Here is a 23387-nt window from a genome sequence, read left to right as displayed (position 1 = left end):
GCCTACACCAGCTCTTTGAGTCGATGCCAGAGCATGCCCAGCGCCAACAGCGGCGAGCGCAGGTGCTGGCCGCCGGGGAAGGTCATGTGCGGCACCTTGGCGAACAGGTCAAAGCGCCCGCTGTGCTGGCCGCTGATCGCCTCGCCGAGCAGGCGTGCGGCCAGGTGCGTGGCGTTCAGGCCGTGACCAGCGTAAGCCTGGGCGTAATACACGTTGGCCTGGCTGGCCAGTCGGCCTACCTGCGGCAGACGGTTGGCGCCGATGCCGATCATGCCGCCCCATTGATAATCGATGCGCACGTCCGCCAGCTGCGGGAACACCTTGAGCATCTTCGGCCGCATGTAGCCGGCGATATCCTGCGGGTCGCGCCCGGAGTAGTGGCAGGCGCCGCCGAACAGCAGCCGGTGATCCGCCGAAAGGCGATAGTAGTCGAGCGCCACGCGTTGGTCGCAGACCGCCATGTTCTGCGGCAGCAAGGCCCGCGCGCGTTCCTCGCCCAGCGGCTCGGTGGCAATCACGTAGCTGCCGGCGGGCAGTACCTTGCCGCCCAGTTCGCGGTTGAGGTCGTTGTGATAAGCGTTGCAGCACAGCACCAGCGTGCTGGCGCGGACCGTGCCGCTGGCAGTGTGCACCTGCACTTGCGGGCCATAGTCGATGCGCGTGACCTCGGAGTGTTCGTGCAGGCGCACGCCCAAGCCCGCAGCAACAGCCGCCTCGCCCAGTGCCAGGTTGAGCGGATGCAGGTGGCCCGAGCCCATGTCGATCAGGCCGCCGACATAGCGCTCGGAGTTGACCACTGTGCGGATGTCTTCTGCCGGTACCAGACGCAGCTCATGGCCATAACCGAGGCTGCGCAGCTCTTCGGCGTCGGCGGCAAAGCCCTGCAGCTCGCCGGGCTTGTTCGCCAGGTCGCAGTAGCCCCAGGTCAGGTCGCAGGCAATCGCATGGCGCTCGACCCGCTGGCGGACGATATCCACCGCTTCCAGGCCCATCAGCTTGAGGCTGTGCACACCCTGCTCGCCGAGCACCGGCAAAAACTGCTCAAGGCCATGGCCGACCCCGCGAATCAGCTGACCACCGTTGCGCCCGCTGGCGCCCCAGCCGATTTTGCGCGCTTCGAGCAAGATCACCGACAGGCCGCGCTCGGCCAGTTCGATGGCCGTGTTCAGGCCCGAATAGCCACCGCCGACGATGCACACGTCGGCGCTGTGCTGGCCTTGCAGAGCCGGGTGATCCGTCTGTGGCGCGCTGCTGGCGGCGTAATAGGAGGCGGCGTGCTGCGCGCTGTGGATCATCGGATCGGCCTTGGCGGAGAGTGGAAGGCGGCGAGCATAAGCCGGGGGTTTGGCTTGCGGCAACCGGCGAGGGCTGAGCCCTCGTTCGCGGGCAAGCCCGCTCCCACAGGTACAGCGCTAGCGTCAGACCTTGCCCGATCCCTGTGGGAGCGGGTTTACCCGCGAATGGGCCTATAATCCACTTCACCTTCCAGATCCCTGTCACGCCATGTCCTGCAACCGCCACAAGATCCACTTTCTGCGCGAACTGATCCCTTCTTTCGAATGCGAGCCCGGCTGCCACGACTGCTGCGGGCCGGTGACCACCTCGGCGGAAGAAATGGCCGCACTGCCGCGTAAATCCGCTGAAGAGCAGGCCGCCGCGCTGGAGCGGCTCGACTGCGTGCACCTCGGCGCGCAAGGTTGTACGGTGTACGCTGAGCGGCCAATGATCTGCCGTCTGTTCGGCACCACGCCGCGCCTGGCCTGCCCGCGCGGGCGCGGCCCGGCCGAGCCGATCGAGCCCGAGGCGGAGCAACTGGTGCACCAGTTCATTGCCAGCACCCGCCAGGTGCTGGTCTGAGCCTCAGTCCGGGATCGGCAGGCACAGGCTCTCTTTGACTTCTTCCATGACGATGTAGCTCTTCGACTCGCGCACGTGCGGCAGCTTCAGCAGGATGTCGCCGAGCAGCTTGCGGTACGAGGCCATCTCGGAAATCCGCGCCTTGACCAGATAATCGAAGTCGCCCGACACCAGATGGCACTCAAGCACATGCGGCAGCTTGAGTACGGCGCGGCGAAACTCCTCGAAAGTATCCCCTGACTTGTAGTCCAGGCTGATCTCGACAAACACCAGCAGGCTGCCCTTGAGGTGCTGCGGATTGAGCCGGGCGTTGTAGCCCATGATGATCCCCTCGCGCTCCAGGCGGCGCACGCGCTCGGTGCACGGGGTGGTGGAGAGGCCGACCTTTTCACCCAGCTCGGTGAACGAGATACGGCCGTCACTCTGCAGGATCCGCAGGATATTGCGGTCGATCTTGTCCAGTTCACGCTTGCTCTGATGCTGGGTTCTCATAGGGGATGCCCCTCCGTAAAAGCCGACATGGCCAAGAATTGTCGCCAAATATAGGCCTTTATATAGTGAAATGCACTGGCCGGTCCTTCATATACTGCGCCCATTCATGCCATATAAACAAAATGTCGCGGCGTGCCGCGTGCGAGGGATAGACGATGCGAGTTCTGGTGCTTGGTAGCGGTGTAATCGGTACCGCCAGTGCCTACTACCTGGCCCGGCAAGGTTTCGAGGTGACGGTGGTCGACCGCCAGCCAGCGGTGGCCATGGAAACCAGTTTTGCCAACGCCGGCCAGATCTCGCCGGGCTACGCCTCGCCTTGGGCCGCCCCGGGTGTGCCGCTCAAGGCCATCAAGTGGCTGCTGGAGCGCCACGCCCCGCTGGCGATCAAGCTCACTGGCGATGTAGACCAGTACCTGTGGATGGCGCAGATGCTGCGCAACTGCACCGCCAACCGCTATGCCGTGAATAAAGAGCGCATGGTGCGGCTGTCCGAATACAGCCGCGACTGCCTCGACGAGCTGCGCGCCGAGACCGGCCTGAGCTACGAAAACCGTGCGTTGGGCACCACTCAGCTGTTCCGCACCCAGGCGCAGCTCGATGCGGCGGCAAAAGACATCGCCGTACTCGAGCAGTCGGGTGTGCCGTACGAGCTGCTCGACCGCGATGGCATTGCCCGTGTCGAGCCGGCCCTTGCCGGGGTTACCGACATTCTCGCCGGTGCCCTGCGCCTGCCAAACGACCAGACCGGCGACTGTCAGCTGTTCACCAACAAGCTGGCCGAGATGGCCATCAAGCTCGGTGTCGAGTTCCGCTTCGGTCAGGACATCCAACGCCTGGACCATGCCGGTGATCGCATCAACGGCGTGTGGATCGACGGCAAGCTGGAAACCGCTGACCGCTACGTGCTGGCACTGGGCAGCTACTCGCCGCAGATGCTCAAGCCACTGGGTATTAAAGCGCCGGTGTATCCACTCAAGGGTTACTCGCTCACCGTGCCGATCACCGACCCTGGCATGGCGCCGACCTCGACCATTCTCGACGAGACCTACAAGGTCGCAATCACCCGTTTCGACAACCGCATCCGCGTCGGCGGCATGGCCGAGATCGCCGGTTTTGACCTGTCGCTGAACCCGCGCCGGCGCGAAACGCTGGAGATGATCGTCAACGACCTTTATCCTCGCGGCGGCGACCTGAGCCAGGCCAGCTTCTGGACCGGGCTGCGCCCGGCCACCCCGGACGGTACGCCGATCGTGGGTGCAACCAGTTTCCGCAATCTGTTCCTCAACACCGGTCACGGCACCCTGGGCTGGACCATGGCCTGTGGCTCCGGGCGTTTGCTGGCCGACCTGATCGCCAAGCGCAAGCCGCAGATCAGTGCTGAGGGCCTCGATATTTCCCGTTATGGCAACCACAAGGAGTTCGCCAAGCATGGCAATCCAGCGCCAGCTCACCAATGAGCGCATGAGTCAGATCGTCACCCACAACGGCACGGTGTACCTGGCAGGTCAGGTCGGTGATGACCTCAGCGCCGGCATCGAGCAGCAGACCCGTGAGACGCTGGCGACCATCGAGCAACTGCTCGACCAGGCCGGTACCGACAAGACCCGCTTGCTCTCGGTGACCATCTACATGAAAGACATCGACGCCGACTTCGCCGGCATGAACGCGGTCTGGGACCAGTGGCTGCCGGCCGGCGTCGCGCCAGCCCGGGCCACAGTTGAAGCCAAGCTGTGCGAGCCGGAAATCCTCGTCGAGCTGTCGGTGGTCGCTGCACTGCCGTAACCCGTTCCCTCACCCCGGCGCGGTGGCTACCTACTCCCCACCCACCGTGCCGGGGGCTTATTCAACAACCCGTACTGCCAGAAGGCTGCCGCCATGCGTCCCGCCCGCGCCCTGATCGACCTCCAGGCCCTGCGCCACAACTATCGTCTGGCCCGTGAACTGTCCGGTGCCAAAGCCCTCGCCGTGATCAAGGCCGATGCCTATGGGCATGGCGCGGTGCGCTGTGCGCTTGCCTTGGAGGCTGAGGCCGATGGCTTCGCTGTGGCCTGTATCGAAGAGGCGCTGGAGCTGCGCGCCGCTGGCATCAAAGGGCCGATTCTGTTGCTCGAAGGCTTCTTCGAAGCCAGCGAGCTGGCGCTGATCAGCGCCAATGATCTGTGGTGCGTGGTGCATTCGTTGTGGCAACTGGAAGCGATCGAACAGAGCGCTGTGGCCAAGCCGTTGAAGGTCTGGCTCAAGCTCGACAGCGGCATGCACCGAGTGGGTCTGCATCCAGAGGATTACCAGCAGGCCTATCAGCGCCTGCTGGCCAGCGGCAAGGTGGCGCGCATCGTCTTGATGAGCCACTTCGCCCGCGCCGACGAGCTTGATGTGCAGGCCACGGCGCAGCAGCTCGCGGCATTCGAAGAGGCGCGCCAAGGCCTCAGCGCCGAATGCAGCCTGCGCAACTCACCGGCCGTGCTTGGCTGGCCGCAGGTGCCGAGCGACTGGGTGCGCCCTGGCATCATGCTGTACGGAGCGACGCCGTTCGAGGTGCCCCAGGCCGAGGCGAGCCGACTGCAACCGGTCATGACTCTGCAATCGCGGGTCATCAGTGTGCGCGAACTGCCTGCGGGTCAACCGGTCGGTTATGGCGCCAAGTTCATCAGTCCACGGCCGACCCGGGTCGGCGTGGTTGCGATGGGTTATGCCGACGGTTACCCACGCCAGGCCCCAACTGGCACCCCGGTGCTGGTGGCCGGCAAGCGCAGCCAACTGATCGGCCGGGTGTCGATGGACATGCTCTGCATCGACCTGACCGATGTCCCCGAAGCGACCCTGGGCAGCCCGGTCGAGCTGTGGGGCAAGCAGGTGTTGGCCAGTGACGTGGCCGGGCATGCCGGGACCATTCCTTACCAGCTGTTCTGCAACCTGAAGCGGGTGCCACTGGAGTACATCGGCGAATAAAGCTGCGCTGCGGACGGGCAGGGGTGTGGAGTGTTGTAAATACTGAACGGCATTGCCATGATATCGTTCACATTCGACCCCACCCCCACCGTTTCAGGAGGCGCAAGCTTTGGACGTCGGCGAACGACTGCAAGCCATCCGCAAGCTCAAGGGCCTGTCCCAGCGGGAACTCGCCAAGCGCGCGGGGGTAACCAACAGCACCATCTCGATGATCGAGAAAAACAGCGTGAGCCCTTCGATCAGCTCGCTGCGCAAGGTGCTCAGTGGCATTCCGATGTCGATGGTCGAGTTCTTTTCGGTAGAAATGGAAGTCGAAAGCCAGGCCCAGATCGTCTACAAGGCCCATGAGCTGATCGACATCTCCGACGGTGCGGTGACCATGAAACTGGTCGGCAAGTCGCATCCCAATCGCGCCATTGCCTTCCTCAACGAGGTCTACCCGCCTGGCGCCGACACCGGTGACGAGATGCTCACCCACGATGGCGAAGAGACCGGCATCCTCCTCGAAGGCCGCCTGGAGCTGGTGGTCGGTAGCGAGACCTTTGTGCTCGAAGCTGGCGACAGTTATTACTTCGAGAGCACCCGTCCGCACCGTTTTCGCAACCCGTTTGCCGAGCCCGCACGCTTGATCAGTGCCGCGACACCGTCGAACTTTTGATCCAGCGCAGCGTATTGATTCGCCAATAGCCCTTTCACTTGTGTGGTCGTTTCGCGGCTGTGGTGTAGCCGCTATACTTTTCAACGCCCGCAATTCGTGGCTGCGGGCGTGATCAGCCACCATGAGGGTGAACGCGTGAACCAAATCAAGAAGATGCTGGCCATACCAGCTGCCGTTTTCGCCCTGTGGGCAGTCACCGCAAACGCGGCGACCAACGATGATATTGCCAAGCGCCTGGCGCCGGTCGGCCAGGTGTGTGTTCAGGGCCAGGAATGCAAGGGCATGGCCGTGGCGGCTGTGGCCAGCGGTGGCGCGGCCAAGTCGGCTGATGACGTGATCGCCAAGCACTGCAATGCCTGCCATGCCACCGGCCTGCTCAATGCGCCGAAGATCGGCGATACCGCTGCTTGGAAAGAGCGTGCCGATCATCAGGGTGGGCTTGATGGGATCCTCGCCAAGGCGATTACCGGGATCAACGCCATGCCGCCCAAGGGCACCTGCGCTGATTGTTCGGACGATGAGCTGAAGGCGGCGATTCAGAAGATGTCCGGGCTTTGACCTATCGGTTGCTGGGGCTGCGCAACAGCCCCAGCAATCCCAAGCCAGGTGCAGCAAATCCCGCCCGCCCACGGTCCAACCCCCTGACCGCATGGACGTAACAGGAGGCACCGATGGCCCACAGCTGCAGCATCGACCAGGCCGTAGATCACGTTCTGGCCCATTTGCCCGCCCATATTCACATGGGCCTGCCGCTCGGCCTGGGCAAACCGAATGCCTTCGTCAACGCGCTCTATGCCCGCATCCGTGAGCTGCCCGAACGCCGTCTGACCATCTACACCGCGCTCAGCCTCGGCCGGCCGCCATTGGGCGATGGCCTGCAGAAACGCTTCCTCGAACCCTTCATCGAACGGGTCTTCGCCGACTACGAAGAGCTCGACTACCTGGCCGACCTGCGCGGCGACAAACTGCCCGCCAATATCCGCGTCGAGCAGTTCTTCATGCAGCCCGGCAGCCTGCTGCACAGCTGCATGGCCCAGCAGGACTACGTCAGCAGCAACTACAGCCACGCCGCCCGCGATATCAACGCCAAGGGCCTCAACCTGATCGCGCAACTGGTGGCCGAAACCCCGGAGCGCCCGGATCACCTGAGCCTGGCCTGCAACCCGGACATCACCCTCGACCTGCTGCCGATGGTCGCCAAGCGCCGCGCCGCCGGCGAGACCATTCTTCTGCTCGGCCAGGTGCACACCGAGCTGCCGTACATGCCCGGCGCTGCCGAACTGGGGCGCCAGGCCTTCGACCTGTTGATCGACGAGCCCGAGCAGCGCCGGCTGTTTTCCACTCCGAACATGCCGGTGGCGACTCAGGACCATTGCATCGGCCTGCACGCCAGCGCCCTGGTGCGTGACGGTGGCACGCTGCAGATCGGCATCGGCGCCATGGGCGATGCGGTAACTGCTGCGTTGTTGGCGCGCCAGGGCGACAACGAGGGTTACCGCGCCGTGCTGGACGAGCTGGATATCCAGCCGTGGCTGGCGCTGATCGAACGTGAAGGCGGCCTGGATGGCTTCGCCCAAGGCCTGTATGGCTGCAGCGAAATGTTCGTCAACGGCCTGCTGGCGCTGGCCGAAGCCGGCGTGGTGCGACGCCCGGCCGATGAACACGGGGTGCTGGTGCACGGTGGTTTCTTTCTCGGCCCACAGGCGTTCTACCAGCGTCTGCGCGAGATGCCGCTGGAGCAGCGCCAGCGCTACGCAATGACCGCCATCAGCTACATCAACGAGCTGTATGGCCAGGAAGAATTGAAACGCCGCCAGCGCCGCGATGCACGCTTCATCAACACCGTATTCGCCATGACCCTGCTCGGCGCCGGCGTCGCCGACCAGCTGGAAGACGGTCGCGTTCTGAGCGGGGTAGGCGGGCAGTACAACTTCGTCGCCCAGGGCCACGCGTTGCAAGGCGGCCGCTCGGTGCTGCTGCTGCGCAGCTGGCGCGAGGCCGGTGGCGAGGTCAGCTCCAACCTGTACTGGACCTATGGCCACTGCACCATCCCGCGGCACCTGCGCGATATCGTCGTCACCGAATACGGCATCGCCGACCTGCGCGGGCAGACCGACAGCGAAGTCATCGCCCGGCTGCTGGCGATCAGCGATTCACGTTTTCAGGGCGAGTTGCTCGAGCAGGCCAAGGCCGCCGGCAAACTGGCCAAGGACTTCGTGCTGGATCAGCGCTTTTGCGACAACACCCCGGAGCGCCTCGAAGCGCTGCGTGAGCGGCATCCACGGTTGTTCCCGGAGTATCCGCTGGGCACGGACTTCACCGCCGAGGAGCGTGATTTGTTCAGGGCGCTGAACTGGCTCAAGAGCAAGTTCAAGCTGAGCGAGGTGCTCGAGCTGGGCAAGGCGGCGCTCGATGCACCGCCGCCCGAAGCCTATCCGGCGCAGCTGGCGCGGATGGGCCTGGAGCAGCCGCAGGGGCTGAAACAAGAGCTGTATCAGCGCCTGCTGCTGGCCGGGTTGCAGGCAACCCGGTGAGCGTCACTCAATGAAGGTGACCACGCCGCCTGCAAGCGACTTGACCCGCGCTAGCGACTCAACCCGGTAACCCTGGCTGTCGAGCTCGGCACGGCCGCCCTGGAATGACTTCTCGATGACGATGCCCAGCCCGGCAACGGTAGCGCCAGCCTGCTTGATGATCGAGATCAGCGCCTGCGAGGCCTTGCCGTTGGCGAGGAAGTCGTCGATGACCAGCACGCGGTCGCTGCTGTTGAGATGACGCGGCGAAATCGCCACGGTGTTCTCGGTCTGCTTGGTGAACGAATACACCGAGGCAGTCAGCAGGTTTTCGGTCAGGGTCAGCGACTGGTGCTTGCGGGCGAACAGCACCGGTACACCGAGTTTCAGGCCGGTCATGATCGCCGGAGCGATGCCCGAGGCTTCGATGGTAACGATCTTGGTCACGCCGGAGTCTGCGTACAGTCGGGCGAATTCGTCACCGATCAGCTGCATCAGGGCAGGATCGATCTGGTGGTTGAGAAACGCGTCGACTTTGAGAACCTGGTCGGAAAGCACGATGCCTTCTTCGCGAATCTTCTGCTGCAGTGCTTCCACTGTGGTATTCCTCGATGTAGCAAAAAGTGGCCACGGCTGGCTGCCGTGACAAAAGTGTAAAAGGGTTCAGCGCTTGAGCATTGCCCGTATATCGGCCAAGGCGTTGTTGCCGCGCGCGGCTTTGACTTCAACCGGCGCATCGTCCAGACCTTCCCAGCACAGATCATCCGGCGGTAGTTCGTCAAGGAAGCGGCTGGGCGTGCAATCGATGATTTCGCCGTACTGCTTGCGCTTGGCAGCGAAGGTGAAGGCCAGGGTCTGGCGTGCGCGGGTGATGCCCACGTAGGCCAGGCGCCGCTCTTCTTCGATGGTGTCGGCCTCGATGCTGGAGCGGTGCGGGAGGATTTCCTCTTCCATGCCCATGATGAACACGTAGGGGAATTCCAGGCCTTTGGAGGCGTGCAAGGTCATCATCTGCACGCCTTCGGCGTTTTCCTCTTCTTCCTGCTGGCGCTCGAGCATGTCGCGCAGGACCAGTTTGCCGATGGCGTCCTCGATGGTCATGTCACCCTCTTCGTCTTTCTCGAGGGTGTTTTTCAAGGCATCGATCAGGAACCAGACGTTGCTGATCCGGAAATCCGCCGCCTTGTCACTGGCGGTGTTCTGGCGGATCCAGTTTTCGTAGTCGATGTCGCGGACCATCTCGTGCAGCGCTGCGATCGGGTCATCCAGCGCAACCTTGTGGCGAACGCCGTCGAGCCAGTGCTTGAAGCGCTGCAAGCGCTCGGTGTAGCGCGCATCGAGGTGCTCGCCGAGGCCAATTTCGTCGCTGGCGGCGTACATCGACACGCCACGCTCGGTGGAATAGTTGCCGAGCTTTTCCAGGGTGGTCGAGCCGATTTCCCGGCGCGGCACGTTGATCACGCGCAGGTAGGCGTTGTCGTCATCCGGATTGACCAGCAGGCGCAGGTAGGCCATCAGGTCCTTGACCTCCTGGCGCCCGAAGAAGCTGTTGCCGCCCGACAGGCGATACGGCACCTGGTGGTGCTGCAGCTTCAATTCGATCAGCTTGGCCTGGTAGTTGCCGCGGTAGAGGATGGCAAAGTCGCTGTAGGGACGGTCGGTGCGCAGGTGCAAGGTGAGGATTTCCATGGCCACACGCTCGGCCTCGGTTTCCTCGTTCTTGCAGCGGATCACGCGGATTTCGTCACCGTGGCCCATCTCGCTCCACAGCTGCTTTTCGAAATCATGCGGGTTGTTGGCGATCAGCACATTGGCGCAACGCAGGATGCGGCTGGTCGAGCGGTAGTTCTGCTCGAGCATGACCACCTTCAGCGACGGATAGTCCTCTTTCAACAGCATGAGGTTTTCCGGGCGGGCACCGCGCCAGGCGTAGATCGACTGGTCATCGTCGCCGACCACGGTGAACTGGTTGCGCATGCCGATCAGCATCTTCACCAGCAGGTACTGACTGGCGTTGGTGTCCTGGTATTCGTCGACCAGCAGGTAGCGCACCTTGTTCTGCCAGCGCTCAAGCACCTCGGGGTGCTCCTGGAACAGTTTGACCGGCAGCAGGATCAGGTCGTCGAAGTCCACCGCGTTGTACGCCTTGAGCGTGCGCTGATAGTGGGTGTAGACGATGGCGGCGGTCTGCTCGCGCGGATTGCGGGCTTTTTCCAACGCCTCGGCGGGCATGATCAGCTCGTTCTTCCAGGCACCGATCATGTTCTTGATCTCGTCGATGCCGTCGTCGCCGGAGTACTCCTTCTGCATGATGTCCGACAGCAAAGCCTTGATGTCGGCCTCGTCGAAGATCGAGAAGCCCGGCTTGTAGCCCAGGTGCTTGTGCTCCTTGCGGATGATGTTCAAGCCCAGGTTGTGGAAGGTGCAGACGGTCAGGCCGCGGCCCTCACCTGCGCGCAGCAGGGTGGCGACCCGCTCCTTCATCTCGCGCGCGGCCTTGTTGGTGAAGGTCATGGCGACGATGTACTGGGCACGGATGCCGCAGTTCTGGATCAGGTGGGCGATCTTGCGGGTGATCACGCTGGTCTTGCCGGAGCCAGCACCGGCGAGCACCAAAAGAGGGCCGCCGACATAGTCACAGGCTTCTTGTTGCCGGGGATTGAGTCGGGACATGCTAGAACCGGGGTCGCCAGAAAATAGCCGCGCATTCTAACAGGCAAGTCACGCTTGTGGCGCGACCGTCTGACGCCGGAGTCAGACTTTTGTGACGTCCGGTGCCCTACCTGGCGGGAGTGGATCATGGCCTTGCCGCCACAATCGAGCTATTACTCAAATCAGATTTGCCGGTTGTACGACTTTTGGAGCAGGATGCGCGACAGAATACGACGGAGTGCAGCCCCGGGATGGGTGTTAATAAGAGTGAATATCATTTGGCTCTTGAGGTAGGATACCCCCGTCACGGTTAACGACCTCGCCTAAGGAGCGCGCTTGTCCACGCCTGTCGAACCCTTGCGTTTGCTGCTGTTGGCCGATGAGCCGGAGTGGGCGGCCAGCTTGCGCGACTGCCTGCAGCCTTTGGCTGGCAGCGCGGTGCTGCTGACCGCGCCCAACTGGGAGGCGGTCAACAGCCTGTTTGCCCACGACCGTCAGGCGGTGGTGCTGGCAACGCCTGCGCTGCTGCCGACCCCGGGCCGCTGCGAGTTGCCGACCATTGTCCTGCTCGAAGACGAGCCCGAGGCGCCGCCTGCCGGCGTCAGTGACTGGCTGGTGCTGGCGCAACTGAGCAGTGACAGCCTGCGCCGCTCGCTGCGTCATGTGCGCGAGCGCGGCGTGCTGGTCGCCACCCTGCAGCGCCTGGCCGAACAGGACCCGCTGACCGGCATCGCCAACCGTCAGGGCTTTCAGGCCCTGCTGACCACGCGCCTGGCCGAACACGACGGCCGTGGCGTTGCTCTTGGCCATCTGGATCTGGACAACTTTCGCCACGTCAACGATGCACTCGGCCATCAGGGCGGCGACCGGCTGATCCTGCAGGTGGTGACCCGGCTCAAGTTGCAGCTGGAGGCGGGCGATCAGCTGGCCCGGCTGGGCAGCGACGAATTCGCCCTGCTGATCGACACCCGTCGCGAGCCGAACCGCGCCGAATGGGTGGCCGAGCGCATCGTCGAAGCGCTGGGTGAGCCGTACTGGGTCGATGGCGAAAGCCTGCTGGTGGGCTGCAGCCTGGGTCTGGCCCATGCTCGCGCGCAGGCCGGCGCCGACCCACTGATGTGGCACGCGCACATCGCCATGCGCCAGGCCAAGAGCGTGCAGGGTTGCAGCTTTCATGTGTTCAACGAGCGGATCAACCGCAATGCGCGCAGCCTGGCTGACCTTGAAGGCGAACTGCGCCGCGCCCTGCGCCGCGACGAGCTGGAACTGCATTACCAGCCACGGCTGAACCTCGTCGATGGCCGCATCGTTGGCCTCGAAGCACTGGTACGCTGGAACCACCCCGAACGCGGCCTGCTGCCGCCGAGCGAATTCGTGCCGCTGGCCGAGCAGAGCGGCCTGATCGTGCCGCTCGGCTACTGGGTCATCTCACGTGCCCTGCGCGACATGCAGGGCCTGCGTGAGCACGGCATTGCGCCGCTGCACATGGCGGTCAACCTGAGCTTTCGCCAGTTTCAGGACAGCCAGCTGCTGGCGACCCTGAGCCGGCTGATCATCGAGCATGGCGTCGATGCCCGGTGGCTTGAGTTCGAACTGACCGAAACCGCGGTGATGCGCCGCAACGAGCTGGTGCGCCAGACCATGGACGCCCTGGGCCGCCTGGGCGTGCGCTTCTCGCTGGATGACTTTGGCACCGGTTTTTCGTCGTTCGTGCACCTGAACAGCCTGCCGATCACCTTGCTCAAGGTCGACCGCAGTTTTGTCGGTGGTATGGAGCTGCGCGAAGAAAACCGCAAGCTGGTCCACGCGATGATCAACCTGGCGCACAACCTCAACCTCGAAGTGGTCGCCGAGGGTGTCGAAAGCGAAGAGCAGATGGCGCTGCTGCGAGGCTTTGGCTGCGACCAGGTGCAGGGTTTTCTGGTCAGCCAGCCGCTGCCGGTGGATGAGCTGGTAACCTACCTGCAGCAGGTGCCGGTCAGTGCGATCCGCGCTGTCTGAGTGCGCCGGGGCTGCTTTGCAGCCCTTTCGCGACACAAGGCCGCTCCTACAGGAACCAGGTCGTCTGGGCATTGCGCGGTCCCTGTAGGAGCGGCCTTGTGTCGCGAAAGGGGCGCAAAGCGCCCCCAGCATTCCCGACCGTCACCCCCCCACGGCAACCTTGCGCAACATCCGCCGCACTCGCCATTCAAACGCGAAGGTCAACGCCACCGAGGAGCAGGCCAGGCCCAGCGCCAGGCCCCACCAGATGCCGAGTGCACCGCCGCCGAGGTTGAAGGCAAACAGCCACGCACTTGGCGCGCCGATCAGCCAATAACAGCCCAGACCGATCAGGAAGGTGGTCTTGGCGTCTTGCAGGCCGCGGATCGAACCCATGGCGATGGTCTGCACACCATCGAACAACTCAAACCACGCCGCCACCATCACCAGCCCCACTGCCAGCTGGAAGATGCCGGCAAAGGCAGGGTCATTGCGGTCGATGAACAATCCCACCAACTGCTCGGGCAGCAACAGGAACAGCGCGGCGAAGGCAAACATCAACAGCGCACCAAAGCAAATACCGACCCGCCCGGCACTGCGCGCTGCAAGCAGGTTGCCGCCGCCGTAATACAGGCCGACCCGCATGGTCACCGCATAAGACAACCCGGTCGGCACCATGAACGCGGTCGAGACGATCTGCAGGGCGATCTGATGCGCCGCCAGCTCGGTGCTGCCGAGCACACCCATGCACAGCGCGGCGAAGGCGAACAAGCCGACTTCGACCATGTACGTGCCGCCAATCGGCAGGCCCAGCCGCCACAGCTCGCGCAACGCCGACAGCGATGGCCGCGCCAGGCCCTTGCGCAGCGGGTAGGCGTCGTAGAAGCGGTGCCAGCGGATATACAGCGCCAGAGCGATGGCCATGCCCAGCGAGACCAGCGCGGTGACCAGGCCAATGCCGACCAGGCCGAGTTTGGGCAAACCGAACATGCCCTCGATCAGCGCATGGTTGAGCAAGTAGTTGAGCACCGTGCCGACCAGGCTGATGACCATCACCGGCGTCGACCGGCCAAGGGCGCTGGTGAAGCCGCGCAAGGCCATAAACGTCAGGTAGCTGGGTAGTGCCAGTGGCAACAGGGTGAGGAAGGCCATGGCCGCCTCGACGTTTTCCGGCTGCTGACCAAACATCAGCAGCACCGGGCCGAGGTTCCACAATGCCAGCGCGGCGCCCAGCGCCAAAGCCCAGGCCAGCCAGATGCCGGCCTGAGCGAGGCGGGTGGCGCCGGCGATATCCCCGGCACCCTTGCGGATCGCCACCAGCGTGCCGACGGCGGCAATCACGCCCAGGCAGAAGATCGACACGAACGAATAGCTCGCCGCGCCCAGGCCGCCACCGGCCAGGGCCTGCGGGCTGATCCGCGCCATCATCAAGGTGTCGGTCAGCACCATCAGCATATGCGCCAACTGCGAGGCAATCAGCGGCCCGGCCAGGCGCAGCAGAGCCTTGAGTTCAACGGTGGGCGCGACGTGCATGGTGAGAGTCCTTGATGCTGGGGGATGAACAGGAGGTGGATTCTGAGGCCTGGGTCAACTTTCCACAAAAGGATAAATGCGATCGCTCCCATGAGTTGAACTCATGTATGTATGATTTGCCTTGCTCGTTCGTGCCCCCCGTATTGCAGGTGCCCCATGTCCAGACAACTCCCTCCGCTCTATGCGCTGCGCGCATTCGAGGCGGCTGCACGGCATTCCTCGTTCACTCGCGCCGGCGAGGAGTTGTCGATTACGCAAAGCGCCGTCAGCCGGCACATCCGCACGCTGGAGGAGCATTTCGCCTGCCGCCTGTTCGTGCGCAGCGGCCGCAGCCTGCAGCTGACCGAGGCGGCGCGGATGCTGCTGCCCGGCGTGCGCGATGGCTTCGCTTCGCTGGAGCGCGCCTGCGATACCTTGCGCGGCGAAGATGACATCCTGCGCATGAAAGCCCCGTCGACCCTGACCATGCGCTGGCTGCTGGCGCGGCTGAGCCGCTTTCGCCATCTGCAACCGGGCAACGAAGTGCAACTGACCAGCGCCTGGATGGACGTCGATCATGTCGATTTCAATCACGAGCCGTTCGACTGCGCGGTATTGCTCAGCGATGGCCAGTTCCCGGTCGACTGGGAGGTGCGGCGGTTGTTCTCCGAGTTGCTGATCCCGGTCGGCGCTGCGCAGCTGATCGACGAGGGGCCTTGGGATGAGCAGCGCCTGGCTGACATCGAACTGCTGCATCCGACCCCGGACAAACGTGACTGGCGTAGCTGGCTGGCGCGCATGGGCCTGGCTGACAAGGTTTCGCTCAAGGGTGGGCAGGTCTTCGACACGCTTGAACTGGGCATGATCGCTGCGGCGCGTGGCTACGGGATCTCCATGGGCGATCTGTTGATGGTGGCCGAAGACGTCGCTCAAGGCCGGCTGAGCCTGCCGTGGCCGACCGCAGTGGCCAGCGGCATGGACTATTACCTGGTCTGGCCACGCACCAGGCCCGGCACAGAGCGCCTGCGTCGCTTGAGCGGGTTTCTCCAGGAAGAGGCGGCGGCAATGGACTTGCCAGCGGTGCAAATCCTGCCAGCGCTTGCGCAGTAAAACGTTTGCGAATGTCCCGGTCCGACACTCAAGTATTCGTCCGCGACGCCGATTTAGTGGCACCAGCGTCCCGCAAGAGGACGCGATTACCCGTCGAAAGCAGCGGGCGGTCAGCGCGATCAGGATGATCCCGGCCCCTTGCCAGGAGCTTGCACATGCCTCAACCCCGTGCCCGGATTGCCTCACAGCTCGGGATCGCCCTCGCCATCGTGCTGGCGCTGGTGATCACCGGCAGTACCCTGTTTGCCCTGCGCTCGCTGGACAACGCCAACCTCGCCACCCGCCAGGAACACCTGGCCAGTGAAGCGCGGCTGCTGGCTGACCAGCTGGATACCTTCCATGGTTCGCTGAAGGACAACACCCAGCGCCTCAGCGGCCTGTTCGAGCGCCGTTTCGCCTCGGGTCTGAGCCTGCATGCCGGCGAAAGCGCCACTGTCGCCGGCCAGGCCACGCCGGCGCTGTATCTGGGGGAACACCTGCTCAACAACGATTTCCAGCAGGTCGACGAGTTCAAGCAGATGACTGCTGGCGTCGCCACCGTGTTCGTGCGCAGTGGCGATGACTTCATCCGCATCAGCACCTCGCTGACCAAGCAGGATGGCAGCCGCGCCATCGGCACCCAGCTCGACCGCCAGCACCCGGCCTATGCCAAGTTGATGGCCGGGCAAAACTACGTTGGCCGTGCCGTGCTGTTCGAGCGCAACTACATGACCCGCTACGTGCCGGTGCGCGATGACAGCGGCCGAGTCATTGCGGTGCTGTTCGTCGGCTTTGACTACACCGATGCGCAGAACGCCCAGCTCGCCAACCTCAAGCGCTTCCGCATCGGTCACACCGGCTCGCTGGCGCTGCTCGACGAGCAGGGCAAGTGGCTGGTGCCGCCGGCTGATGTGGGCAATGCCGAGGCGGCCGCGCAAGCCGTCAAGAACCTCGCTGCAGAGCCGGGTACTGGCAGCTTCTGGGACAACGCCGACGAGCAGATTTTCAGCGTTGCCATGCCGTTTGCCGAAGGCCCGTGGACAGTTGTTGCGAGCATGCCCGAAGCCGAGATTCGCGACGTGACCTGGAGTGTCGGCCTGCGCCTGGCGATTGGCAGCCTGCTGGCCATGCTGCTGGCGGTGGCGGCGACGCTGTTCCTGCTGCGGCGCAAGCTGCGCCCACTGAGCGACCTGCTGCGTCAGGCCGAAGCCCTGGGTGCGGGTGATCTGAGCGCGCGTCTGACGGTCAGCAGCAACGACGAGATTGGCCAGTTGGCGCGCAGCTTCAACCAGATGGGTGAAGCACTGTCGACCATGGTTGCGCATATTCGCAGCGCCTCCGAGCAGGTCAGCGGCCGTGCTCGTTCGCTGGCCGGGCTGTCGTCCGGTGCCTGCGAAGGCATGGAGCAGCAGTCTGGCGAAATCACCAGCATGGCTGGCGCCGTCGAAGAGTTCAGCGCCACCTCGATGAACATTGCCGACAATATGGCCGGCACCGAACGCATGGCCCGCGACAATGCCGAGCACACCCGGGTTGGCCGCAGCGCGATGAACGAAGCGTCAGCCTCGCTACGCCAGATCGCCGATGCCCTCGGCGGCACTGCTGAGGTCATGGACACCCTTGGCGCCCGCTCGCAGGAAATCGGCGGCATCGTCGGGGTGATCACCGCCATCGCCGAGCAAACCAACCTGCTCGCGCTCAACGCGGCAATCGAGGCCGCTCGCGCCGGTGAGCAGGGCCGTGGCTTTGCCGTGGTGGCCGATGAGGTGCGCGGCCTGGCGGCGCGGACCCGTTCGGCAACCGACGAGATTTCCGGAATGATCGGCAGTATCCAGCAGCAGACCGGGCACGCCATCAGCACCCTGCAGCAGGGCAACCGGCTGATGCAGGAAGGCCTTGAACGCAACGTCAAAGTGGCTGATGCGCTGGCTCAGATTGACCAGCAGAGCCGCGACGCCGGTGAGCAGTTTGCCGCGATCAGCGCTGCCACTCAGGAGCAGAGCAGCACCGCGACCTTGCTCAGCCGCAACCTGCAGAGCATCGCCCAGGCCAACAGCGAGCAGCACGATGTGGCCAATGAACTGGCCACCACCGCACGTGAGCTGGAAGGCCTGGCGGCGCAGTTGCGCCAGGAAGTGGATCGCTTCCGCGTCCGCTGACAGCGGCAGCCGCCGCGCAGATCGGCCTGCGTAGCGGCTGCAATCAGGCGAGGGTTACAGCGCGCTCAGGTTCAGTGCCTGCGCACAGGCCTGCAGCGAGCGCTGTTCGCTCTGCGCGTATAGCGCCAGCTCATCCTGCACCGCCAACCCCAGCGCCGCCTCGAACGCTTCGCGGTTGGCATTGCTGCCGTAGTTGGCCTGGGCATCGTCGCCCAGGTTGGACTGGAAGATCCCCGCCGCACTGACCGGCAGGAAGTCTTCGTAAACCAGCGCTTCGAAATGCACATGCCCGGCGTCGATCAGGCCCTGCAAGGTGCTCGGCCGGCCAGCTTCGTTGCGCGCTGCCAGGCCCTTGTCGGTGGCGAAATAACGGAAGTAGGCCAGGCCCTGCTCGCGCATCTGCGCCAGGTCATCGGGGAACTCGGCGAACTGCGCCTGGAGCAACTGCTGGTAGCGCTCGGCATTGGCCTCGGCCGGCACCCCGCCGAGTGCTGCGCGGGTCGCATCGAGCAAGGTGTCGTACAGCGCCCGGCCCTTGGGCGTCAGCGCTGCTCCACGCTGTTCGATTTCGCCGAAGCGCGCAGTATGGCTGCCTTCGCTGCCGGCCTGATCGGTGAAGGCGACCTTCTCTTGCAAGGCCTTGAAGCTGGTCTGACGCAGCAGGATCGGGTGGCGCCGGGTTGGCGGGCCTTCGACCACTGCCTTGGGGGGAATGCCCTTGGCCGGCATGCCCAGCTGAATCGCATCGATGTCCAGCGTGCGCGGGGTCAGGTGATTGATGTGCGGGCCTTTGAACGCCACTACATCGGCAATCAACCGGTGCTGGTCATGCAGTTGCTGGTACTGCTCGGCAGTCACCGTCGCCTGTTGGTGCCAGCGGAAGGTGTGCAGCGCCTCCTGCACAAAGGCCTCGGCGTCGGCGGCGTTGAGGCCGTTGTTGCGCTCACATTGGGCGATCAGTTCCAGCACCCGCGGGGTGAAGATCTGCCGCTTGGCCAGAATGCTCGCAGCCAGCTCGCGCAGTTGCGGGTTGTCGATCAGCTCCAGGCGCAGCAGCGAGGTGAACACGCGGAAAGGGCTGACGTGCAGCGACTGCTCATGCACTGCGCGAAACGCCGTCGAGTGCACCGGCACGCCCGCCGAGCTCAGGTCGTAGTAACCCACCGGCTGCATGCCCATCACCGCGAACAGGCGGGCGATGGTGGCCAGCTCGGCGGCGGTGCCAACGCGGATGGCGCCATGGCGTTCGTGGTCGAGACGCTCGATTTCGCCGGTCCAGCGCAGCGCTTCAGCGACCTGCGGCTGTTGCTGCATGACCTGCTGGTTGATTTCGCTGACCAGCTCCAGCAGCGTGCCGTACAGCGGCACTTCCTGTTTGTACATGAGCGACATGGCGGCAGAGAACTGCGCACGGATGCTGTCTGGGCTGACGAAATCATGGGCGGGCATCGCAAGCTTCCTGGTGGTTAATGGGACCGTTACATGAAAACTGGGAATGGACTGCCGCCACAAGCGAAAAAAAGTAGAGGTGTCATTCCCTTTATGATTGATGTCGCCCCGACGCTATCAGCCCCCTAGCTGAGTTTTGATCCACTCCACCAAAGCCCGCACCTTCGGCACTTCGGCCGCATGCTCGGCATACGCCAGATAATGCGCGCCATTACTGCGCATAGCATGCTGCCAGGCAATCACCAAACTGCCCTCGGCTAGTTCCTTCTCCGCCAGATAACGTGGCACCAGCGCCACGCCGCAGCCCGCCTGAGCCGCACTCAAGGCCATATAAAAGGTGTCGAAGCGTGGCCCGTGGTAGCTGTTGTCGGTGTGCAGGCCCTGCTCCAGGAACCACTCATGCCAGGCCTCCGGCCGTGAAGTGCTCTGCATCAACACCAGTTCGGCCAGCGCGCTGGCATCGCTCAATTCGCGCCCTTGCAGCAGCTCAGGCGCGCACACCGGCACCACTTCCTCGTCGAACAACTGCACGCAGGTTGCCCCCGGCCAGGTGCCCTGGCCAAAGAAGAACACCACGTCGGCCGAGCCCTGCAACAGCGAGAACGGCTCCATCTCGTTGCGGATATCCAGGTGGATATTCGGGTAGCGTTTGCCAAAACCCTTGAGGTGCGGGATCAACCAGCGCACGCCAAAACTCGGTTGAGTAGCTACCTTCAATATCTCGGTCTGCTCGCCGTACGTCAGGATGTAGCGGCTGGACATGTCGACCTGGGTGAGGATCTTGTTCACCTCGGCCAGGTACAGGCTGCCCGCAGGCGTCAGCTGCAAGCGCCGGCGAATGCGCAGGAACAGGTGATGGTGGAGCATTTCTTCAAGCTGCGCGACCTGTTTGCTGACCGCACTTTGGGTCAGGTGCAGCTCTTCGGCAGCGCGGGTGAAGCTCAAGTGACGGGCTGCAGCTTCAAAGCACTGCAGGGCCGTCATCGACGGTACCAGACGTTTCGACATGGCAGTCTCTATGCAAGGGGATCATGACCTGACGGAATGATATGCGGAATAAAGGTCGTTTGTTGCACTGCTGTGATCGGATTAATACTGATCCACATCATATTTACCACCCTTCAGCCGATTTAGGAGAAGCACGATGGTTGCTGCATTGCTCGAGCGCCTTGGCGTCGCCGCCCAGGCCTATACTCAGGGCGACTACCCTGTTCACACCCCGATCGACGGTAGCCAGATCGCCACGGTGAAACTGCTCGGCAAGGCCGAGACCACCGTCTGCATCGACCAGGCCCACGCCGCCTTCGAAGCCTGGCGCACTGTACCGGCCCCGCGTCGCGGCGAGCTGGTGCGGCTGTTTGGCGAAGTCCTGCGTCAGCACAAGGCCGAACTTGGTGAGCTGGTCTCGATCGAAGCCGGCAAGATCACCCAGGAAGGCCTGGGCGAAGTGCAGGAAATGATCGACATCTGCGACTTCGCCGTCGGCCTGTCGCGTCAGCTGTACGGCCTGACCATCGCCTCCGAGCGCCCCGGCCATCACATGCGTGAGTCGTGGCATCCGCTGGGCGTGGTTGGCGTGATCAGCGCCTTCAACTTCCCGGTGGCGGTGTGGGCGTGGAACACCGCGCTGGCGCTGGTAGCCGGTAACGCCGTGGTCTGGAAACCGTCCGAGAAGACCCCGCTGACCGCACTGGCCTGCCAGGCGCTGTTCGAAAAAGCCCTGCTGGCCTTCGGTGATGCACCGGCCGGCCTGGCCCAGCTGGTGATCGGCGGCCGTGAAGCCGGCGAAGCGCTGGTCGACGACCCACGTGTACCTCTGGTCAGCGCCACCGGCAGCACCCGCATGGGCCGTGAAGTCGGCCCACGGGTTGCCGCACGCTTTGGCCGCAGCATCCTCGAACTGGGCGGCAACAACGCCATGATCCTCGCGCCGAGTGCCGATCTTGATCTGGCTGTGCGCGGCATTCTGTTCTCCGCCGTCGGCACCGCTGGCCAGCGCTGCACCACTCTGCGTCGGTTGATCGTGCACCGTTCGATCAAGGACGAAGTGGTTGCCCGCGTCAAAGCCGCCTACGGCAAAGTGCGCATCGGCGACCCGCGCGAGAACAACCTGGTCGGCCCGCTGATCGACAAGCAGTCGTTCGACGCCATGCAAGGCGCACTGGCCAAGGCCCGTGACGAAGGTGGCCAGGTGTTTGGTGGTGAGCGTCAGCTGGCCAGCCAGTATCCGAACGGCTACTACGTGACCCCGGCAATCGCCGAGATGCCTGCGCAGAGCGAAGTGGTCCGCCACGAGACCTTCGCACCGATCCTGTACGTGCTGGCTTATGACGACTTCGAGGAGGCCTTGCGCCTGAATAACGAAGTGCCACAAGGCCTGTCGTCGTGCATCTTCACCACCGACCTGCGTGAAGCCGAGCGCTTCCAGAGCGCAGCCGGCAGCGACTGCGGCATCGCCAACGTCAACATCGGCACCAGCGGTGCAGAGATCGGTGGCGCGTTCGGCGGCGAGAAAGAAACCGGCGGCGGTCGCGAGTCGGGTTCGGATGCCTGGAAAGGCTACATGCGGCGCCAGACCAACACCGTCAACTACTCACGCGAATTGCCGCTGGCGCAGGGCATCGTGTTCGACTGATGATCGCAGGCGGGGGCCTCGGCCCCCTTTCGCGGCCGTGTGCCGCGAGCGGCCGCCTGGCGGCCACACCGTAACAAGAAAAATAAGCTGAGGCCGGTCATGCCCGAATTGCGTCAACAATGTCTCTGGGAACACGTCACTCCGGCGAGCGTCGCCGTGCAGGCCCTGGCGGGCGAGCACAGGGCCGACGTCTGCGTCATCGGTGGCGGTATCACCGGCCTGTCGGCAGCGATCCATCTGCTCGAACAGGGCAAGTCAGTGATCGTTGTCGAAGCCTGGAAAATCGGCCACGGCGGCTCCGGGCGCAACGTTGGCCTGGTCAACGCCGGCACCTGGATTCGCCCCGACGATGTCGAGGCGACCCTCGGTCAACAACAGGGCAGCCGCTTGAACAAGGCCTTGGGCGAGGCACCCGCCGAGGTGTTCGCCATGATCGAGCGCCTGGGCATCGACTGCCAGGCCCAGCACAAAGGCACTCTGCACATGGCGCACAACGCCACTGGCCTGGCTGACCTGGAGGCGCGCCATCAGCAATGGAGCCGGCGCGGCGCCAACGTCGAACTGCTGACCGGCGCGCAGTGCCAGGAATACTGCGGTACCGACAAGATTTCCGCCGCGCTGCTTGACCATCGCGCCGGCACCATCAACCCGATGGCTTACACCCAAGGCCTGGCTGCTGCAGTAGAGCGGCTGGGCGGCAAGCTGTTCCAGCAATCCTCGGTCGAAGGCCTGCAGCGCGATGGCGCTGGCTGGCAGGTCAACACCGGCAAAGGCGTGGTCCGTGCCGACAAGGTGGTGATCTCCACCGGCGCCTACACCGAGGGCGACTGGAGCAACCTGCAAAAGCACTTCTTCCGTGGCTATTACTACCAGGTTGCCTCGGCACCGCTGCACGGCGCAGCCGCCGACAAGGTGCTGCCCCATGGCCAAGGCTCGTGGGACACCCGTACCGTACTCAGCAGCATCCGCCGCGATGACCAAGGCCGCCTGCTGCTCGGCAGCCTCGGTCGGGTCGACAACAAGCCGGCATGGTTCGTACGGCGCTGGGCCGACCGCATTCAGAGCCACTACTACCCGGAGCTGGGCAAGGTCGACTGGGAAATGCACTGGACCGGCTGCATCGACTTCACCCCCGATCACCTGATGCGCCTGTTCGAACCTGCACCGGGGTTGGTCGCAGTGACCGGCTACAACGGTCGCGGCAATACCACCGGCACCGTGATTGGCCGAGCCTTTGCCGAGTTTCTGCTCAAGGATGACCCCGAGCGCCTGCCGGTGCCGTTCTCGCCGATGAAAGCCGTCAGCGCGCCGTCGTTGCGTACTGCGTTCTATGAGTCAGGCTTCTCGCTGTACCACGCCGGCCAGTGCCTGCGCGTGGTCCTGTAGGAGCGGCCTTGTGTCGCGAAAGGCCAGCGTAGCTGGCCCGGCGATACCCGCGGCGA

At 64.0% G+C, this 23387-nt stretch carries 19 protein-coding genes and 1 pseudogene; 13 read left to right on the top strand and 7 right to left on the bottom strand.

Annotated features, from left to right (window positions below; genetic code table 11):
* Positions 1 to 2: 2 nt before the first annotated feature.
* A complete protein-coding gene (locus AC58X1_RS12315; protein WP_181088520.1) occupies positions 3 to 1295 on the bottom strand; it encodes an NAD(P)/FAD-dependent oxidoreductase in 1293 nt (430 codons plus the stop codon).
* 208 nt (positions 1296 to 1503) lie between these two features.
* Between AC58X1_RS12315 and AC58X1_RS12310 the strand changes: the two genes are divergently transcribed.
* Positions 1504 to 1857 (top strand): YkgJ family cysteine cluster protein, encoded by a 354-nt coding sequence (locus AC58X1_RS12310; RefSeq protein ID WP_101322903.1) that lies wholly within the window; start codon positions 1504 to 1506, stop codon positions 1855 to 1857.
* 3 nt (positions 1858 to 1860) lie between these two features.
* Here the strand turns inward: AC58X1_RS12310 and dadR are convergent, their stop codons facing one another.
* Positions 1861 to 2349: a transcriptional regulator DadR gene (gene dadR, locus AC58X1_RS12305; protein WP_039581953.1), complete on the bottom strand. Its 489-nt coding sequence runs from the start codon at positions 2347 to 2349 to the stop codon at positions 1861 to 1863.
* Positions 2350 to 2504: 155 nt separating this feature from the next.
* On the opposite strand from dadR, the gene dadA reads away from it, so the two are divergent.
* From dadA to AC58X1_RS12275, 6 genes are all read left to right on the top strand, one after another.
* Positions 2505 to 3806: a D-amino acid dehydrogenase gene (dadA, locus tag AC58X1_RS12300; protein ID WP_101322904.1), complete on the top strand. Its 1302-nt coding sequence runs from the start codon at positions 2505 to 2507 to the stop codon at positions 3804 to 3806.
* On the top strand, positions 3778 to 4131 hold the full coding sequence (locus tag AC58X1_RS12295; RefSeq protein WP_101322905.1) for a RidA family protein: 354 nt from the start codon (positions 3778 to 3780) through the stop codon (positions 4129 to 4131). Before dadA ends, AC58X1_RS12295 begins: the two co-directional genes overlap by 29 nt.
* Positions 4132 to 4224: 93 nt before the next feature.
* Positions 4225 to 5298, top strand: coding sequence for an alanine racemase (gene alr, locus AC58X1_RS12290; RefSeq protein ID WP_101322906.1), 1074 nt, complete (start codon positions 4225 to 4227; stop codon positions 5296 to 5298).
* Positions 5299 to 5407: 109 nt separating this feature from the next.
* Positions 5408 to 5956: a cupin domain-containing protein gene (locus tag AC58X1_RS12285; protein ID WP_101322907.1), complete on the top strand. Its 549-nt coding sequence runs from the start codon at positions 5408 to 5410 to the stop codon at positions 5954 to 5956.
* A 135-nt stretch (positions 5957 to 6091) separates the two neighbouring features.
* The gene (locus AC58X1_RS12280) at positions 6092 to 6514 is read left to right on the top strand and encodes a c-type cytochrome (RefSeq protein WP_224785531.1); all 423 of its coding nucleotides are present in this window, start codon (positions 6092 to 6094) and stop codon (positions 6512 to 6514) included.
* A gap of 113 nt (positions 6515 to 6627) precedes the next feature.
* Positions 6628 to 8490, top strand: coding sequence for an acetyl-CoA hydrolase/transferase C-terminal domain-containing protein (locus AC58X1_RS12275; RefSeq protein WP_150570447.1), 1863 nt, complete (start codon positions 6628 to 6630; stop codon positions 8488 to 8490).
* Positions 8491 to 8493: 3 nt separating this feature from the next.
* Here the strand turns inward: AC58X1_RS12275 and xpt are convergent, their stop codons facing one another.
* A complete protein-coding gene (gene xpt, locus AC58X1_RS12270; RefSeq protein ID WP_101322909.1) occupies positions 8494 to 9066 on the bottom strand; it encodes a xanthine phosphoribosyltransferase in 573 nt (190 codons plus the stop codon).
* A 66-nt stretch (positions 9067 to 9132) separates the two neighbouring features.
* Complete coding sequence (gene rep / locus AC58X1_RS12265) at positions 9133 to 11142, bottom strand: DNA helicase Rep (protein ID WP_101322910.1); 2010 nt, start codon at positions 11140 to 11142, stop codon at positions 9133 to 9135.
* 315 nt (positions 11143 to 11457) lie between these two features.
* On the opposite strand from rep, the gene AC58X1_RS12260 reads away from it, so the two are divergent.
* Positions 11458 to 13122, top strand: coding sequence for a putative bifunctional diguanylate cyclase/phosphodiesterase (locus AC58X1_RS12260; protein ID WP_497428902.1), 1665 nt, complete (start codon positions 11458 to 11460; stop codon positions 13120 to 13122).
* Positions 13123 to 13263: 141 nt separating this feature from the next.
* Here AC58X1_RS12260 and AC58X1_RS12255 read toward each other — a convergent pair whose 3' ends face one another.
* The gene (locus AC58X1_RS12255; RefSeq protein WP_101322912.1) at positions 13264 to 14634 is read right to left on the bottom strand and encodes a NorM family multidrug efflux MATE transporter; all 1371 of its coding nucleotides are present in this window, start codon (positions 14632 to 14634) and stop codon (positions 13264 to 13266) included.
* Between the two features lie 156 nt (positions 14635 to 14790).
* Between AC58X1_RS12255 and AC58X1_RS12250 the strand changes: the two genes are divergently transcribed.
* The 3 genes and pseudogenes from AC58X1_RS12250 (at position 14791) to AC58X1_RS12240 (ending at position 17861) form a co-directional block, all read left to right on the top strand.
* Positions 14791 to 15723 (top strand): LysR substrate-binding domain-containing protein, encoded by a 933-nt coding sequence (locus AC58X1_RS12250; protein WP_150572504.1) that lies wholly within the window; start codon positions 14791 to 14793, stop codon positions 15721 to 15723.
* A 155-nt stretch (positions 15724 to 15878) separates the two neighbouring features.
* A pseudogene (locus AC58X1_RS12245) lies at positions 15879 to 17000 on the top strand (Cache 3/Cache 2 fusion domain-containing protein); the annotation flags it as partial.
* Positions 16995 to 17861 (top strand): methyl-accepting chemotaxis protein, encoded by an 867-nt coding sequence (locus AC58X1_RS12240; protein ID WP_375140266.1) that lies wholly within the window; start codon positions 16995 to 16997, stop codon positions 17859 to 17861. The pseudogene AC58X1_RS12245 and the gene AC58X1_RS12240, both read left to right, overlap by 6 nt.
* 54 nt (positions 17862 to 17915) lie before the next feature.
* Here the strand turns inward: AC58X1_RS12240 and hglS are convergent, their stop codons facing one another.
* Both hglS and AC58X1_RS12230 read right to left on the bottom strand, forming a co-directional pair.
* Positions 17916 to 19310: a 2-oxoadipate dioxygenase/decarboxylase HglS gene (gene hglS, locus AC58X1_RS12235; RefSeq protein WP_497428901.1), complete on the bottom strand. Its 1395-nt coding sequence runs from the start codon at positions 19308 to 19310 to the stop codon at positions 17916 to 17918.
* Positions 19311 to 19427: 117 nt separating this feature from the next.
* Complete coding sequence (locus tag AC58X1_RS12230; protein WP_181088528.1) at positions 19428 to 20318, bottom strand: LysR family transcriptional regulator; 891 nt, start codon at positions 20316 to 20318, stop codon at positions 19428 to 19430.
* Between the two features lie 136 nt (positions 20319 to 20454).
* Here AC58X1_RS12230 and amaB point away from each other — a divergent pair, with 136 nt between their 5' ends.
* Entirely contained in the window at positions 20455 to 21945 is a 1491-nt protein-coding gene (gene amaB, locus AC58X1_RS12225) for an L-piperidine-6-carboxylate dehydrogenase (protein ID WP_101322917.1), read from the top strand.
* A gap of 99 nt (positions 21946 to 22044) precedes the next feature.
* On the top strand, positions 22045 to 23331 hold the full coding sequence (amaA, locus tag AC58X1_RS12220; RefSeq protein ID WP_101322918.1) for an L-pipecolate oxidase: 1287 nt from the start codon (positions 22045 to 22047) through the stop codon (positions 23329 to 23331).
* Positions 23332 to 23387: the final 56 nt, after the last annotated feature.

The sequence above is a fragment of the Pseudomonas sp. PGPR N4 genome (assembly GCF_059693665.1).
Note: the sequence above shows the minus strand (reverse complement) of the source record. Positions and strands in the feature narration are given on the sequence as shown.

Excerpts from the sequence above, each read along its gene's own strand:
- AC58X1_RS12255 (WP_101322912.1), bottom strand. The coding sequence starts at position 14,634 with ATGCACGTCGCGCCCACCGTTGAACTCAAGGCTCTGCTGCGCCTGGCC.
- dadR (WP_039581953.1), bottom strand. The coding sequence starts at position 2,349 with ATGAGAACCCAGCATCAGAGCAAGCGTGAACTGGACAAGATCGACCGC.
- hglS (WP_497428901.1), bottom strand. The coding sequence starts at position 19,310 with ATGCCCGCCCATGATTTCGTCAGCCCAGACAGCATCCGTGCGCAGTTC.
- AC58X1_RS12310 (WP_101322903.1), top strand. The coding sequence starts at position 1,504 with ATGTCCTGCAACCGCCACAAGATCCACTTTCTGCGCGAACTGATCCCT.
- amaA (WP_101322918.1), top strand. The coding sequence starts at position 22,045 with ATGCCCGAATTGCGTCAACAATGTCTCTGGGAACACGTCACTCCGGCG.
- AC58X1_RS12250 (WP_150572504.1), top strand. The coding sequence starts at position 14,791 with ATGTCCAGACAACTCCCTCCGCTCTATGCGCTGCGCGCATTCGAGGCG.
- AC58X1_RS12295 (WP_101322905.1), top strand. The coding sequence starts at position 3,778 with ATGGCAATCCAGCGCCAGCTCACCAATGAGCGCATGAGTCAGATCGTC.
- amaB (WP_101322917.1), top strand. The coding sequence starts at position 20,455 with ATGGTTGCTGCATTGCTCGAGCGCCTTGGCGTCGCCGCCCAGGCCTAT.
- AC58X1_RS12240 (WP_375140266.1), top strand. The coding sequence starts at position 16,995 with ATGGGTGAAGCACTGTCGACCATGGTTGCGCATATTCGCAGCGCCTCC.
- AC58X1_RS12315 (WP_181088520.1), bottom strand. The coding sequence starts at position 1,295 with ATGATCCACAGCGCGCAGCACGCCGCCTCCTATTACGCCGCCAGCAGC.
- dadA (WP_101322904.1), top strand. The coding sequence starts at position 2,505 with ATGCGAGTTCTGGTGCTTGGTAGCGGTGTAATCGGTACCGCCAGTGCC.
- alr (WP_101322906.1), top strand. The coding sequence starts at position 4,225 with ATGCGTCCCGCCCGCGCCCTGATCGACCTCCAGGCCCTGCGCCACAAC.
- AC58X1_RS12275 (WP_150570447.1), top strand. The coding sequence starts at position 6,628 with ATGGCCCACAGCTGCAGCATCGACCAGGCCGTAGATCACGTTCTGGCC.
- rep (WP_101322910.1), bottom strand. The coding sequence starts at position 11,142 with ATGTCCCGACTCAATCCCCGGCAACAAGAAGCCTGTGACTATGTCGGC.
- AC58X1_RS12230 (WP_181088528.1), bottom strand. The coding sequence starts at position 20,318 with ATGTCGAAACGTCTGGTACCGTCGATGACGGCCCTGCAGTGCTTTGAA.